The sequence below is a fragment of the Weissella thailandensis genome, assembly GCF_001932615.1.
In the GTDB taxonomy this organism is placed as follows: Bacteria; Bacillota; Bacilli; order Lactobacillales; family Lactobacillaceae; genus Weissella; species Weissella thailandensis.
The window spans coordinates 44,090-58,667 of sequence record NZ_CP014332.1; the positions used below are offsets into that span (position 1 = coordinate 44,090).

Consider the following 14,578-nt stretch of genomic DNA (forward strand, 5'->3'; position numbering starts at 1 on the left):
TAAGTTGCTATAAGCTTTTTCAAAGAAATCTTTTATAAAATCAAAAAGATTAATTTTTGAGCAAGATAATATGGAATTAATCAATTATTGAAGTTAAGAGAGGAGATGCTCATGGATAATGAGCCACAAACTCGATCGGCTCGTCGTGAAGCTGAAACTAAACAGAATAAGCGTAAAAAACGCGAAGGTGGTCCACGAAACCTTAAAGGCTTAACGCCAGGTGGGGGTAATCATGGTCCGCGTCCGCGTAAAAAACACCCTATTCGTAATGCCATCCTATTTGTGATAGCGTTACTTGTTTTAGCAGCTGGAGTGATGTTTGGTATTGCTTATAGTAATACTAAAAATGCGATTGATAGCTCCTTTGAAGGAACAGGGTTAACTAAAACACGTAATGTATCTAAGGTTATTAAAAAAGGAAAGCCATTTTCAATCCTATTGCTAGGTACTGATACAGGGGAGTTAGATCGAAATTACAAAGGACGTACTGACTCATTGATGTTAGTTACTGTTAATCCGAAAAAGGAAAAGGTAACGATTATGTCGTTACCTCGTGATTCGGTTATTGCCCCAATCGGATATGAAAATCAATTCCCACAAAAGCTGAATTCAGCTTATGAATATGGTTCAGCCAAAACAACTATCAAAACAATTCAAAAATGGTTAAATGTCCCTATTGATTACTATGCGTTAGTTAATATGAATGGGTTAGAGAAGGCTATTGACCAATTAGGTGGTGTAAAAGTGAAGTCACCACTAACGTTCGGTTATAATCCATATACTGCTCATAACGATGGTGAGATTATCTATAACTTTAAAAAGAATTCATCTACTTATACACTAAATAAGAATGGTTCTACGAAGACATACTCGAAAATGGATGGTGCCGCCGCACTAGCATTCTCTCGTATGAGATATGATGACCCACAAGGTGACTACGGTCGCCAAGCACGTCAACGTTTGGTATTACAAGCTATTGTGGATAAGGCTAAAAGTAATCCGACAAAGCTAGTGAACCAGAAGTTCTTGAGTACAATTTCTGATTCTACGAAGACGGATTTGACCTTTGGTGATATGTTGACCGTTGCCTCAAAGTATTTGAGTGCGGCGAAAACGATTAAGACTGATAATGCGCAAGGAACTTCAGTTGCATTAACTTCGGGTTCTTCAGAGTTAATTACCCAAAGTGAGAAACAGCGTGTTACCAATACTTTGCGTTCATCATTGGGATTGAAGCATAAAAAAACAGGAACACTATATGGTGGTAATGTTCCTGAATCATTACTATCAGCTAATGGACTACCATCAGATAATACATCCTCGTCAACGTCAACTGATAGTACGTATGGTACAACATCATCAGATAGTACCTATGGCACAACAACAGATGGCACATACGATGGTACTGATACCACTGAAGGTGGCACCGATTATTACGGTGATGCCGGTGTTGGTTATTAAACTTAAAATCACTCAAAGCAGTAAACGAAATATTCGTTTACTGCTTTTTTTATATAAAAAGCACAAAAAGCGAACGTTAAATAAATAGAATGAAATTTAATTCTTTATTTATAAAATTAAGTGAACAATTAAAACTGTTGACGTATTTATCGTTCGTTGTTATTATTTAAGTGACCTTTAAGAAATAGTATGCACAGGTATACAAGACAAACATTTAAGGAGTACATAGGGCATGTTTAAGAGACTTGTTGCAGGAGCCACAGTTGCTATGTTAGCAACGACGGCCGTATCAGCTGTACCAGCACTATCAGTTGATGCAGCATCAAAGAAAGTTGATTTGAAAGAGTTGAATGTACAATTCGTACCTTCATCTCAAGCAGATACAATTCAAGCTAAAGCAAAGCCATTGGAGAAGTTGTTGAAGAAGGAATTAGGCATTCCAGTTCACGTAACAATTTCAACTGACTACAATACAGTTGTTGAAGCAATGGGTTCAGGCAAGGTCGATATGGGATTCTTACCACCAGATCCATATGTACAAGCCCACAAGCAATACGGTGCTAAGGTGATTTTGCAATCACAACGTTACGGTATTAACGATAAGAAAAATGACGGTTCTGATACAGATAAGCTCGTTGATTATTATCGTGCATTAGTCGTTGTAAAGAAGGACTCGGGTATCAAGAACGTTAAGGACTTGAAGGGCAAGAAGATTGCCGTCCAGAACCCAACTTCTGATGCTGGATACATCTTCCCAGTTGTTGATTTGAAGAAGAAGGGCATGAATGTTGTCAAAAATTCGGATTTGGTAACTGTTAAAGGGCATGATCAAGGTGTGATTTCAGTTGTCAATGGTGATACAGACGCCGCCTTTGTTTTTGATGATGCGCGTAACTTAGTTAAGGAAGATAATCCAGATGTCTTTAAAGATACTCGTGTGCTAAAGTACACAACCAAGATTCCAAATGACACAATTACTTTACGTAAAGGTGTTTCAAAGGCTGACTCAAAGACTATCCAGAAGGCTATGATCAAAGTTTCAAAGACTGATAAGGGTAAGAAGGTCATGAAAGATGTCTATAGCTGGGCAGGTGTTACAAAATCAAAAGACTCAAACTTTGATACGGTTCGTAAGTACCAAAACAAGGTTGAAGATATTAAGTAATCGTATACAACAGCATTTCTAAAAGTGAGGCTTGTCATACAATGATGCTATGGCGAGCCTTGTTTTATACATATTTTAAAATATATTGCTGTAAGGCTATATAAGATTGGATGGCAGAAGTATGAGTAGTGGTGTAGGCACCATAAAAATTAATGATGTATCAAAGATTTATCCTAATGGAACAGTTGGATTAGATCATATCAATTTAGATATAAAATCAGGTGAATTTGTTGTCATAGTTGGTTTATCTGGGGCTGGTAAAAGTACATTGCTTAGGGCAATTAATCGATTACACGATGTTAGTGAAGGTGAAATTTTACTGGATGATGTTGATATTACCAAGGCTAAGGGCAAAGAATTACGCCAGCAACGTCGTAATATTGCCATGATATTCCAAAACTTTAATCTGGTGAAACGAGCAACGGTTGCTCGCAATGTTTTAGCTGGTCGAGTGGGCTATTATTCGACGTTTAGAAGTACGTTTGGCTTATTTTCTAAGGAAGATAAAGAGAAAGCGGCTGCTAATTTAGAGCGTGTGAACATGTTGGATAAATATTACACACGCGCTGATGAATTATCAGGTGGGCAACAACAACGTGTGGCAATCGCCCGCTCGATGATGCAGTCACCCAATGTTGTGTTAGCTGACGAGCCCATCGCGTCATTGGATCCCAAGACCACTAAGATGGTGATGGATGACTTGCAGCATTTGAATGATATGGGCATGACAGTTGTTGTTAATTTGCACAGTGTGGAGTTGGCGATGGCATATGCAACGCGGATTGTTGGGTTGCGCGATGGTCAATTAGTGTATGACAAACCCATTTCTGAAGTTAGTGCTGATGATTTTGATGGTATTTACGCTGAAACAGGGGATAAGGAGTAGGATATGAACGCAACTTTACCTGAACGCCAATTCAGTGAAAAGTGGCATGTTAAGGGCATTTTATCTGTCCTCCTATTTGTCTTAATTTTTATTGGATCAGGCTATAATACCGGTGCTACTGCCAACTTTAGTTGGGATCAATTTTGGGATTTACTGATTCGGATGATGCACCCGGACTGGTCATTTGTTTCAGCCATTATTACACCAATTGCTGAAACGATTCAGATGGCTTTGGTGGGGACTTTGCTAGGAACGATTATCGCCATACCATTTAGTTTGTTAGCCGCACGAAATATTGTAAAAAATACGTATCTACGAGGAATTATTCGTTTCTTTTTGAATTTAGTACGAGCATTACCTGATTTATTGTTAGCCGCCGTATTTGTGGCCATTGTTGGTATCGGGCCTATGGCTGGAGTCGGTGCATTGACTATCTTTAGTTTTGGTATGATTTCTAAGTTGTTTTATGAAGCCATTGAAACTATTGATGATGGTCCTATTGAATCCTTAACGTCAGTTGGTGCCAATGGTGTCCAAAAAATTGTGTTTGCGGTTATTCCGCAAGTTATGAATCAATTCTTAAGTTATTTCCTTTATACATTGGAAATCAATGTGCGTGCTTCAACGGTTCTAGGGTATCTAGGAGCTGGTGGTGTTGGTTTATATTTGGATCAAACATTGTCGCTATTCCGTTCCGATCGGACAGCCGTAGTGATTTTAGCTATTTTGGTTGTTGTTATTATCGTTGACGGTGTTTCTAATCGACTACGGGAGGCGTTGGCATAATGCAAAAAATTCAACGAAATCCGTGGCAAAAATATGGTCCATGGATAATAGCAATCTTGGTGGTGCTACTATTTGTCTGGGCTTTTTCAGGTATTCCATTATCAACAGTTAAACCCCAAGCGATGCAGGTAACTAAATCCATTATTCACGGACTTTTCCATCCGGATTGGTCATATATATATTCTGGTGATGGTGAGGACTTGGTTAGTGCCTTGATTGAAACACTAGCAATCGCTTTCTTGGGAACGTTTATTTCAGCCATACTGACATTACCATTTGCGTTTTTAGCGGCTCGCACAAAGAAGGGTCTCTTTACGCCACGCTCAACAATTGGTAAGCTGATTTTAACAATTATCCGTGTCTTTCCAGAAATTGTTTTGGCAATTATGTTTATCAAAGCTGTCGGACCGGGGGCTTATGCGGGTGTCTTAGCCGTATCGATCCATTCAATTGGGATGTTAGGAAAGCTATTCTCGGAAGCCATTGAAAATATTGATCGGGGTCCCAATGAAGCCATTGTGGCTGCGGGCGGTTCAGCATTAGATGGTTTAACTTTAGCAACGATTCCAGCAGTTATGCCAGAGTTTATGAATTATACGCTTTACCGTTTTGAGATTGCAGTGCGTTCTGCAGCTATTCTAGGAATTGTTGGTGCTGGTGGTATTGGTGCACCGTTGATTTTCGCTTTGCAAACTCGTCAGTGGCCAAAGGTTGGTATTATTCTTTTGGGCATTATCGTGATGGTTACCGTTATTGATTTCTTATCTGGGCAATTACGTAAGCGTTTAGTCTAATGAACATATCACTATACGAATGATGGAAGCTGGCACACGATGTGGTACCAGCTTTTTTTAATAAAAAGGAGAAAAATATGCAATTATCAATATTGTCAACGTCAGATATTCATGGGCATATACGAGCAGATGATTTTCGGCGGCCATTATTAAATGATAGCTTAGGGTTATCACGGGCAGCAACCGTCATTGCAGACTATCAACAACAAGCAAAGTTAGCTGGCAATATTTCCTTAACTATTGAAAATGGCGATTTTATTCAAGGCTCACCATTAGCTAACTATATTGAAAAGGTTGCCACCGACCAGACAGGTATTTATCAGGAATTAGCCGATGCTATTTCATATGATGTGCGCATTCTTGGTAACCATGAGTTTAATTTTGGGCGTGCTTATATCGAAAAAGTGTTTGCTCAGACCCCAAATTTATTGAATGCTAATATTTTGGATGAAACGACCCAACAGCCATTCGTGGGTCAGCCGTATAAGATTTTTGAACGGCAAGGTGTCAAAATTGGTGTTATTGGCCTAACAACACAATACATTCCACACTGGGAACAGCCTGCACATATTCAAGGTCTGACTTTTGCTGATCCAGTCATTGTTGCCCAGAAGTATATTGCTGAAATACGTTCACAGGTTGATGTGTTAGTACTGGCGTACCATGGTGGCTTTGCCGAAGACTTACAGACTGGTAAGCCATTAGAGCGCATTACCTCGGAAAATCAGGGCTATCAATTATTACAGCTAGCAGGAGTTGATGCACTTGTAACAGGTCATCAACATCGCGAAATTGCTGAGGTGGTTCACGGAGTACCAACAAATCAGCCGGGCTATCGTGGTGACCATGTTGGGTTGATGACACTAACGCTTGATGAGAAGAATCATCGTACGGCGGCCACAGCGGAATTATTAGCAACAGGCGATGAACCTGAACGTGGCGATATTGTTGCAATGATTAATCCGCTACAAGAGAAGGTAAACCAATGGTTGGATACGCCGGTCGGTCAAGTTGGTGATAATATGCAGGTGACAAATCATTTTGAGGCGCGTTCACATAATCATCCGTTTATTGAGTTAGTTAATCGTGTGCAAATGTCAGCAACACATACGACGATTGCGAATACGGCTCTATTTAATGATGAGGTGCGTGGATTAGGTAACGCAGTGACACAACGTGATATTATGACCAATTATATTTTTCCTAATACCTTAGTCGTAGAAAAATTAACGGGGCAAGATATTAAAGATGCCTTAGAAGTCAATGCGCGTTACTTCCAACTATCAGCAGATGGTGATTTGACGATTAATCCATTATTCACTAACCCAAAGGTACAGCATTATAATTATGATGTTTGGAGCGGGATTGATTATACCTTTGATATTCATCAACCAATGGGACACCGTGTCGTTAAAGTTGAAAAAGATGGTCAACCCTTGGATATGACCGCAACTTATGAAGTGGCGATGAATAATTATCGTGCTGGTGGTGCTGGGAATTTCCCAATGTTTTCACCAGATAAAATTGTGCGTGAAGTGCAACGTGAAACACCAGATTTGATTGCCGAGTATATTATGGATCATCCTGAAATTCATATTGCGCAACCGACGAATTTAACGGTTATATTCTAAATTGCTTTTCTTTAGGGAGTTTGATAGACTAAGACGACCCTAGGAGGTGATAAGATGATACGTTTAGTATCTTCTAGTGACGCGGTTAACAGTTGTTGACTGAATCACTAGAAACTTTCTTTCTAATGATTCTGATCGGAAGAAACGAAAGGAAATAAAAATGACATTAACTATGCAGCCCTATCAATACATGAAAATCAATGAAATTGTGTATAACTTAGTTCATCAATATCAAGCGGTGAATGATTTAAGTACTGTTGCAGCCTTACAAGAATTAGCAGCAGAGGAAATTCATGAAACAATACCGGGAAATTATCCAGAAATTGATCAATTATTGACAAATATTATGGACCGTCGCTTGCGTCACCGGGCTACTGAAAAGATGGTTCGAGAATTGAAGCCATTTGTTGTACCGTTTGTTGAACCTAATAAAAAGCAAATCGCACAGGTTTTTCGCAAAACGAAAAAATTAACATTGCCAGATTTAACGGTTGTTGATTGGCGCGATTATACATTCTTTGCTTGGAATGATATTGCAACACAACGTAAGTATATCTTGTATTATGAGGATGAACAGCTGCTGGGACTTGTGGGTGATGTTTCGAGTCCAGTTGTTAAAGGGTATTGCGCTATTTGCCATCATGAGGAAAATGTGTCGATGTTCTTGGCGTTAAATAAACGTCGAGGAGACGGCCGATATACGAAGAAGGGGAATTATATTTGTGTAGATAGTTTACAGTGTAATCGTAATTTACATGAACGGAATTTCTTTGATAAATTTGTGACGACAATTAAAAAACAGTAACAGTTGATACTTTAGAAGAGAGCTGCGAGTCTACCGATTAAAAAGGTAGATTCAGGGCTCTTTTTATATTCAAATCCAGTTAAAAAGTAGGATTTACGATAAAATCAACATCATAAGTAGTGAAAAATTAAGGGGGTTATATGTGTAGGCAGGATCTCAGAGAATATTTATTGAAATTTACGGCCAAACATCCAGATATGACGGATGATGAAACCCATTTGGTGAGTGAAGTGATTACGCAATCAAATGCACAAAAAACTTCTCAAGAGAAGGAAGTACTTGTCATCATCAACACTTTGCGTCAACTATCTTATCAGTAACAATTATCACAAGACGGTAGACGTCTTCTAACAAAGCTACAACGTAAACAATGGATATGGTCAATTTTTAATGCTTTTCAATTCTAAAAGTAAGCATTAATGAATGTGTTATACTACGAGGGTGGAGGAATTATATTGAAAAAGTTAAATGATTTTTTTAAACAACATCCATTTTATTTTTCGTTCGGCATATTGATTGGGGTAATTGTTCTGCATACTTTGGTTAACATTATTCAACATCGTCCAATGTTTAATGAAATTGAATCAACACTTTATAGTATTGGTATTGTTTTGCTGTCGTTGCTCATTGCTAGGCTAACGCACCGTGTATATGTTCGTTTTGGGACTGCGTTCATAATCAATTTTGCTTATCTTAGTATTCAAATGTTTTTTGTTGATAGTTATGTTAATTACACCTCTTTTATTGTGACAGGTGGCGTGGCTATTTTAATGGCTCTTTTGATGCTATGGTTGATGTACTCATTCGAGAAAGCATATAAAAAGTAAAAACTTAAATTATGAATTTTTATATAAATAATGTTAGATTAATAATAAGGGGAGAGCTTTTTGTGCATTATAGTAAGTCAACTAGTTATAATAGTCTGATTTACATTGAGATACAAAAATAAGATATATTTTGGGGGAAAATAATATGGCAAATGGTGTACAGGATAAAGTTGCAGTGATTACTGGTGGTTCATCAGGAATCGGCTTGGCGATTGCACAAAAGTTTGTTAAAGAAGGTGCAGTAGCAGTTTCGGCTGATATTAATGCACCGGAAGATTCAGCAATTGATTTTGTGCAGACAGATGTGACGGATAGTGCTTCTTTAAAGTCACTGGTTGAAAAGGTTGTTGCTAAATATCAGCATATTGATATTCTAGTTGCTAATGCTGGTGTCGCTGAGAAAAAAGCGCCTGTTTCTGAGCTAGATGAAGATAATTGGCAAAAGGTCATTAATATTGATTTAACTGGTGTTGTTTTATCAAACAAATACATTGTGCAACAAATGGAGAAACAAACTAGTGGTGGCAGTGTCATCAATATGAGCTCTATTTTAGGTGTTGTCGGTGGTGCAAAGTCACAAGCCTATTCAGCAGCTAAGGCTGGAGTTGCGAACTATACCAAGTCACAGGCTGTTACTTATGCCGCGCAAGGTATTCGCTTTAATGCAGTAGCGCCAGGCTATGTTAACACACCATTGCTGAAAACATTGCCGAAGGAAACAACTGATTCGATGGTTGGTAAAATGCCAATCGGTCGTTTGGCTGAACCAGATGAGATTGCGAATGTTGTTGCTTTCTTAGCCAGTGATGAGGCTTCAATCGTTACTGGTGCATTGATCAATGCAGACGGTGGTTATACCGCACAATAAATAAATTAGTTTATAACAAAAAGCTCCGGTCTAAAAAATAGATGGGAGCTTTTTACTATATTATAGAAATTAGTGTTGTTTCCCTTTTGGAAAATAGACGAAACAGCAAATCATTGAGACCATTTCGGCTATGTTTAGTATAAAATATCCTAAACTACGCCATTGTGGGTCTAATACAATATCAAAAACGGTAGCAAGAATGAAAATGCTTAGCCAGATCCAAAACTTATTTGTTCGACTCATGCGACCTCCTTTGTGAAAATGCAAATACATTGGTTGTTGTAATAATAACTAATGCAAAATTTATAGAACTACTTAAAGTAATGATGTTGTAACGCCAATTAATTATATACAATTCTCCTATTTTTATAACGCTAGGGTATCGTATTTCAGTGATAATCTGCAAATCATGATAAATGATTCGATGTTATGTATGGTGAAGGTACTAAAAATAATGATAGTATCGAGAGTATAAGTTGGCGTAGTAATCAAGGAGGGGGGGTAAAGAATGAACCGTACTGATATTTTTGAATATGTTAAAAATAAATATCTTACAGACCCAGAGTATCTTTGGAAGAAGTATCCGAGATATGCGGTATTGAGGCATCAAGACAGTAGAAAATGGTATGCTATTATTATGGACGTGGATAAAGTAAAACTTGATGTGACAGAAGATATCGGTGTCGAAGACCTGATAGATATTAAATTACCTCCAGAAACGATTTCTAACTTACATGAATTTCCTGAATTCTTACCTGCTTATCACATGAATAAAACGCACTGGATTTCTGTACGTTTAGAATTAGCAAAAGCTGAAGAATTAACTAATCTGATTGATGAAAGTTTTCGCTTAACAGAATAAAGAATTGATTATTTTATTAGCCACAGAGAATTTATCATATCTTCAATAAAGGCAAAGGAGAATTATAAATTATGTATGATAATAGAAAAGTTGCTAAGTTTGTTGCTCTATTAGGAATATGGCTTATCTTTATGTTGCTATTTATTGTCTATGAACAATTAACGGGACTATGGTTTTTGCTACTATTAATTTCGTCTGTTATTATACAAAAGAAAATCGATAATTATTTCGACAAAAAGTAGAAATAAAGTAATCGTTGTATGGTTTATAAGAAACAAATATCGCCCATTTGAGAATTTTATATAGGTAGTTGGTGGATAGTTAATTTAATATAGGAGTTTTATATTGAAAAATGAAAAAATTAAACGAGCAGTAAAGCTTGTTGTGGTTTTTGTTTTGGGTGTCATTTTAGGAATGATATTTAGAGAGATTTTGCTATTAGCTCAGATTACCCAGGTATCGCACTTTTATTAAAAGAAATTTTTTCTGCAACTGAACATGGTTATGATAATGAGGCAGAGCTTGTAGAAATAATCCGGTTAGATCCTAGCTACCAGGCGGAACTAAAATTAGTTGTGGCCAGTGATTCACAAATTTATGGCTACGGGATGATGGGCGAAGTTCATATACTGACTTCTACCCATAGTTCATTGACCGGGTTAGCATTAGTCCCACTAGCGGTAGCACCGAATAAACGAATAAACAACAGCAGGGAATCGGTACTGCATTGATGCACGAATTAGAACAGCGTCCTAACAAGCTACATTATCCTTATATTAGTATTCTCGGACACCCGGATTATTATCGCCGTTTTGGTATTTACCCGCTAGTAAATTTGACGTTGAACCACTCTATCCACTACCATATCAAGCTTTTATGCTTAAAGCATTGTTGCCAGAAACGATTAAAAATATGGGCGGAACGCTTCATTACTCAGCAGTTTTTGAGTGATGTATTCTAAATGTTGTTTCATACAGTTAAATAAGTGTATATGAATTAAGGCAAATCATGGCATTCTTACAGTGAGCAAAATGTTTGCCTCAAAACAAGTGACAGTGTTATCGTCAATTACACATAATGGAGGCGAGATTCAATAATGAAAGCAATTGTGATTGAGAATTATGGTGAACCTGCTGAATTGGTTGAAAAAGATTTACCAGTACCTCAGCCGGCAGCGGACGAAGTCTTGGTTCAAATTAAAGCGACTAGCGTTAACCCAATTGACTGGAAGGTTAGGCGTGGATACATGAAAAGTCAGTCTTCCTGGAAATTTCCAGTGGTTTTAGGCTGGGATCTTGCTGGAGTAATTGTTAAAGCCGGGGCCAACGTCCACGACTTTCAGGCTGGTGATGAAGTTTTTGCGCGCCCCGATGGCCCTGATTTAAATGGTGATGGGACACGTGGAACTTACGCAGAATATGCCGTAGTTAAAGAAAACCAGCTAGTCTTGAAACCAGCGCAATTATCCTTTGATGAGGCGGCAGCAATCCCACTGGCTGGACTGACTGCCTGGCAGGTCCTAGTAGATCGATTGCATGTTCAATCAGGAGATAAAGTTTTAGTTCAAGCTGGTGCCGGTGGAGTTGGGATGTTTGCTATTCAGATTGCTAAACATTTAGGCGCCTATGTGGCAACAACAGCCAGCTCAGAAAATACGGAAATGCTGCGCCAGTTGGGTGCGGATGAGATGATCGATTACCATCAGCAGGAACTTACCGCTGTTTTACATGACTACGATGCGGTTTTTGATACGATTGATCAGATTCCGGCTGGGTTAGCAATTTTGAAACCAACAGGCCGGTTAGTAACAATTGCCGGACAACCAACTGAAGCACAACAGGTCGCTCATCCTTCAGCCTCAGGTTGGTGGCTGCAAGCAAATGGCGCACAACTCAAGCAGTTGGCAGCTCTAGTCGAAACCGGTGAGCTAAAAGTCGTTATCGACAGTAGTTTTCCGTTGACTGCTGCGGGACTGCAGGCTGCCCACGAGCTTAGTGAGAATGGGCATGCTCACGGAAAAATTGTGATCACAACTAATTAATGAATATAAAGAAAAAGTCGTTTAGTCACTGCGTATTTGCAGAAACTAAACGGCTTTTGTTTTTTATTGTGATAAAATTTTAATCAACTAATGCTGGAGTGGATTTTATTTAGAGGGGTAAATATTATGGACAAATGGGCACAAATGTACTTAAAAGCAAAGAAAGAATATTATCCGGGCGATGTCACGCCATTTATTTACGCACATAATGTTGTTAGTGCTATTGAAGCGGAGAATGGGGAAATATTTACTGGCTTTTGCGTTGAAAGTTGTAGTGGTGTTTGTAATTTGTGTGCGGAACGCGTAGCGGCACTCAATATGTATGTTAATAGTGGTCAAACGCATATCAAACGGATAATAGCTTTTCGAGATAAAGCGCCTGTTGAAAGTGAAAATAATAGTTTACCCTGTGGTGCTTGCCGAGAGTTTTTAATGCAGTTGGATATTAAAAATAAAGATACAGAGATTTTAGTAGATTATGAAGACAAAAAGACGACAGCTTTAGAAGCATTAATGCCACATTGGTGGGGATTATCTAGTCAGGTTTAATAGATATTCGTAATCTTGAAAAAGAAAATGAGTACAGCCAAATTCAAAAGGCCACACTTAGAGTAAAAAGTGTGGCCTTTTGAATAGTTAAGAATGCATGGATTGAGGAGCCAAATTGTTGATGTAAAAGCGGCTTATCGTATTAAGTACAATGATTTTTATAAGGTCATCAAAATACTATCGTTCATACTACTTTTTAATGTGCCTAAACTCGTTGATACCACTTATAGCGCTAATTACCCCCACAATAATGGAGATAAAGTCTATTCAAAAAACTACAGAACCTGTTGAATTGTCAAAAAAAGAAAAAAGTGAAGGAATTGCCAACCATAAGCCGACCACTAGCCCTAAAATACCATTAAATATTTTGTAATGTTTTTCGTCTTTAGTGTCTTTATTCTTTTCCATAATATCTCTCCCCACTTTAATGTATTAGATATCCACTAATATACCTACCGCCTATGTAAAAAGTGTAAGCGTTTTCCAAAAGTGACACAAGTGAATTTCCAGTAAATTGATGTGAAAAATATATTTAATATCTATTGATTAATATGTTTAGTAAACATAATATAACTGGTTGTTTATCAAAATGCTTGCTACATAAAAACCTCCTGAAAGTATATTTCAGGAGGTTCATCTTTACTAATTTACTCTGTACTTAATTTTCAGCATAACGAGAAATGGTGTCACGCAACTGCTGGAAGCTTCTTTTAACATCATAACTATGCCGTTTTTGGACAATCAGAGTTTGCATCAGTTTCTTAATACGTTCGGTATCTTCCTCATCAGTGTAATCAATCCAATTAACATATTCTAACCAGTCCATATAGGCATGCTTACCTTTACCGTAGCTATTACCAAATAGCAGGCAAGGGGTACCAGTTAGGACTGAAAATACCATCGCATGCCACCGGTCAGTAATGATAATGTTTTGGTGTGAAAATAGTTCTAATTCTTCTTCATACAACGTATCTCGGGTGATTGGCGTTATTGTTGATGGTTCATCTAGAACCGTATCAACACGTTCGACAGGGAGGGTATCATCCAAAAGTCTCTTTACATTATCAATTGTTGATTGTTTGACCACTTTTTCGGTATCGTGGCGCAACACAAATAAGGCACCATTACGTTTAAATTTCCAATCGACTGAATTCATGTATAGTACCATGTCGGGTGTGAAAATCACGGGATTACGAAAGGTTCGCTGCATACGATGAAAGCTTTGTGCATCACGAGCGACTAGCACAAGGTTAGGATTTTTACTGTAGGCCTCTTGGCTTTTCTTTTTTTCAGCGGCACCATCTTCATTATCTTCAAAGTGGATTGACTGTGGAAATGAAATGGTTAGATTATCGGTGAAGGTTGAGAAGACTTTTCTTCTGGCTTCTTCATGATTATGATATAAGTTTCCCATATTACCACCACCAGTGAAGGCAATGATATCCTTTGGTTGCAAATGTTTTTTAACCACTGGAATTGCATCATCATCATCATCTTCGATAATTTCGATGTATTGGTATTCAGGAAACTCGTTTTCAATGTATTTTCTTTCGGCTAGTGCGACCGCTTGATCCCCCATATTCGTGTAGCTGGGCACACCGAACATATAAAATTTTGGCCGATCGTTGTTTGGTAATTCATGCGCGACTGTGATTGTATCTATATAAAAATTTGCCATATTTAAATTCCCCCGTAATTTTTACGTTATTTAATCATTCAAATTTTGTTACACAATACCTATTACCATATGGATATTCGCAAGTCTATTGTACAATACTTAACAAAAGGATAGGTGGATAAACGTTTTTATAGTGTTGTTGAAAGGGTAATTAGCTTAATGATGGTTAATGTTTGATTTATAGTTTGAAAGGAATTACACTTGCCGTGAACATATGAATAATGT

At 37.9% G+C, this 14,578-nt stretch carries 16 protein-coding genes; 14 read left to right on the forward strand and 2 right to left on the reverse strand.

Annotated elements, in window-relative coordinates; genetic code table 11:
• Positions 1–111 precede the first annotated feature (111 nt).
• The 14 genes from FOL01_RS00195 (at position 112) to FOL01_RS00260 (ending at position 12,675) form a co-directional block, all read left to right on the forward strand.
• Positions 112–1,461 (forward strand): LCP family protein, encoded by a 1,350-nt coding sequence (locus FOL01_RS00195; protein ID WP_075268757.1) that lies wholly within the window; start codon positions 112–114, stop codon positions 1,459–1,461.
• A 232-nt stretch (positions 1,462–1,693) separates the two neighbouring features.
• Entirely contained in the window at positions 1,694–2,626 is a 933-nt protein-coding gene (locus tag FOL01_RS00200; protein WP_075268758.1) for a phosphate/phosphite/phosphonate ABC transporter substrate-binding protein, read from the forward strand.
• A gap of 121 nt (positions 2,627–2,747) precedes the next feature.
• Positions 2,748–3,512, forward strand: coding sequence for a phosphonate ABC transporter ATP-binding protein (gene phnC, locus FOL01_RS00205; protein WP_075268759.1), 765 nt, complete (start codon positions 2,748–2,750; stop codon positions 3,510–3,512).
• Between the two features lie 3 nt (positions 3,513–3,515).
• Positions 3,516–4,298: a phosphonate ABC transporter, permease protein PhnE gene (gene phnE, locus FOL01_RS00210; RefSeq protein ID WP_075268760.1), complete on the forward strand. Its 783-nt coding sequence runs from the start codon at positions 3,516–3,518 to the stop codon at positions 4,296–4,298.
• Entirely contained in the window at positions 4,298–5,092 is a 795-nt protein-coding gene (gene phnE / locus FOL01_RS00215) for a phosphonate ABC transporter, permease protein PhnE (protein WP_207649843.1), read from the forward strand. Before phnE (FOL01_RS00210) ends, phnE (FOL01_RS00215) begins: the two co-directional genes overlap by 1 nt.
• 77 nt (positions 5,093–5,169) lie before the next feature.
• Complete coding sequence (locus tag FOL01_RS00220; protein WP_075268762.1) at positions 5,170–6,723, forward strand: bifunctional metallophosphatase/5'-nucleotidase; 1,554 nt, start codon at positions 5,170–5,172, stop codon at positions 6,721–6,723.
• A 160-nt stretch (positions 6,724–6,883) separates the two neighbouring features.
• Positions 6,884–7,528 carry a FusB/FusC family EF-G-binding protein gene (locus FOL01_RS00225; protein WP_075268763.1) on the forward strand — a complete coding sequence of 215 codons (645 nt, stop codon included), beginning with the start codon at positions 6,884–6,886 and terminating at the stop codon, positions 7,526–7,528.
• A gap of 140 nt (positions 7,529–7,668) precedes the next feature.
• On the forward strand, positions 7,669–7,848 hold the full coding sequence (locus FOL01_RS00230; RefSeq protein WP_083603376.1) for a hypothetical protein: 180 nt from the start codon (positions 7,669–7,671) through the stop codon (positions 7,846–7,848).
• A 135-nt stretch (positions 7,849–7,983) separates the two neighbouring features.
• Positions 7,984–8,355, forward strand: coding sequence for a hypothetical protein (locus FOL01_RS00235; RefSeq protein WP_075268764.1), 372 nt, complete (start codon positions 7,984–7,986; stop codon positions 8,353–8,355).
• Between the two features lie 145 nt (positions 8,356–8,500).
• Positions 8,501–9,223, forward strand: a complete 723-nt coding sequence (locus FOL01_RS00240; protein WP_075268765.1) for an SDR family NAD(P)-dependent oxidoreductase — start codon at positions 8,501–8,503, stop codon at positions 9,221–9,223.
• Positions 9,224–9,731: 508 nt separating this feature from the next.
• On the forward strand, positions 9,732–10,085 hold the full coding sequence (locus tag FOL01_RS00245) for an MmcQ/YjbR family DNA-binding protein (RefSeq protein WP_075268766.1): 354 nt from the start codon (positions 9,732–9,734) through the stop codon (positions 10,083–10,085).
• A 71-nt stretch (positions 10,086–10,156) separates the two neighbouring features.
• The gene (locus FOL01_RS10930; protein WP_156834954.1) at positions 10,157–10,327 is read left to right on the forward strand and encodes a hypothetical protein; all 171 of its coding nucleotides are present in this window, start codon (positions 10,157–10,159) and stop codon (positions 10,325–10,327) included.
• An 854-nt stretch (positions 10,328–11,181) separates the two neighbouring features.
• On the forward strand, positions 11,182–12,126 hold the full coding sequence (locus FOL01_RS00255; protein WP_075268767.1) for an NADP-dependent oxidoreductase: 945 nt from the start codon (positions 11,182–11,184) through the stop codon (positions 12,124–12,126).
• Between the two features lie 126 nt (positions 12,127–12,252).
• Positions 12,253–12,675: a cytidine deaminase family protein gene (locus FOL01_RS00260; protein ID WP_075268768.1), complete on the forward strand. Its 423-nt coding sequence runs from the start codon at positions 12,253–12,255 to the stop codon at positions 12,673–12,675.
• Positions 12,676–12,942: 267 nt separating this feature from the next.
• Here the strand turns inward: FOL01_RS00260 and FOL01_RS10935 are convergent, their stop codons facing one another.
• Positions 12,943–13,083 (reverse strand): hypothetical protein, encoded by a 141-nt coding sequence (locus tag FOL01_RS10935; RefSeq protein WP_156834955.1) that lies wholly within the window; start codon positions 13,081–13,083, stop codon positions 12,943–12,945.
• Positions 13,084–13,333: 250 nt separating this feature from the next.
• Positions 13,334–14,353, reverse strand: a complete 1,020-nt coding sequence (locus FOL01_RS00265) for a polysaccharide pyruvyl transferase family protein (RefSeq protein ID WP_075268769.1) — start codon at positions 14,351–14,353, stop codon at positions 13,334–13,336.
• Positions 14,354–14,578: the final 225 nt, after the last annotated feature.

Coding starts and splice junctions, on each gene's coding strand:
- phnE (WP_207649843.1), top strand. CDS start 4,298: ATGCAAAAAATTCAACGAAATCCGTGGCAAAAATATGGTCCATGGATA.
- FOL01_RS00200 (WP_075268758.1), top strand. CDS start 1,694: ATGTTTAAGAGACTTGTTGCAGGAGCCACAGTTGCTATGTTAGCAACG.
- FOL01_RS00230 (WP_083603376.1), top strand. CDS start 7,669: ATGTGTAGGCAGGATCTCAGAGAATATTTATTGAAATTTACGGCCAAA.
- phnC (WP_075268759.1), top strand. CDS start 2,748: ATGAGTAGTGGTGTAGGCACCATAAAAATTAATGATGTATCAAAGATT.
- FOL01_RS00265 (WP_075268769.1), bottom strand. CDS start 14,353: ATGGCAAATTTTTATATAGATACAATCACAGTCGCGCATGAATTACCA.
- FOL01_RS00225 (WP_075268763.1), top strand. CDS start 6,884: ATGACATTAACTATGCAGCCCTATCAATACATGAAAATCAATGAAATT.
- FOL01_RS00255 (WP_075268767.1), top strand. CDS start 11,182: ATGAAAGCAATTGTGATTGAGAATTATGGTGAACCTGCTGAATTGGTT.
- FOL01_RS10935 (WP_156834955.1), bottom strand. CDS start 13,083: ATGGAAAAGAATAAAGACACTAAAGACGAAAAACATTACAAAATATTT.
- FOL01_RS00245 (WP_075268766.1), top strand. CDS start 9,732: ATGAACCGTACTGATATTTTTGAATATGTTAAAAATAAATATCTTACA.
- FOL01_RS00220 (WP_075268762.1), top strand. CDS start 5,170: ATGCAATTATCAATATTGTCAACGTCAGATATTCATGGGCATATACGA.
- FOL01_RS00260 (WP_075268768.1), top strand. CDS start 12,253: ATGGACAAATGGGCACAAATGTACTTAAAAGCAAAGAAAGAATATTAT.
- phnE (WP_075268760.1), top strand. CDS start 3,516: ATGAACGCAACTTTACCTGAACGCCAATTCAGTGAAAAGTGGCATGTT.
- FOL01_RS10930 (WP_156834954.1), top strand. CDS start 10,157: ATGTATGATAATAGAAAAGTTGCTAAGTTTGTTGCTCTATTAGGAATA.
- FOL01_RS00195 (WP_075268757.1), top strand. CDS start 112: ATGGATAATGAGCCACAAACTCGATCGGCTCGTCGTGAAGCTGAAACT.
- FOL01_RS00240 (WP_075268765.1), top strand. CDS start 8,501: ATGGCAAATGGTGTACAGGATAAAGTTGCAGTGATTACTGGTGGTTCA.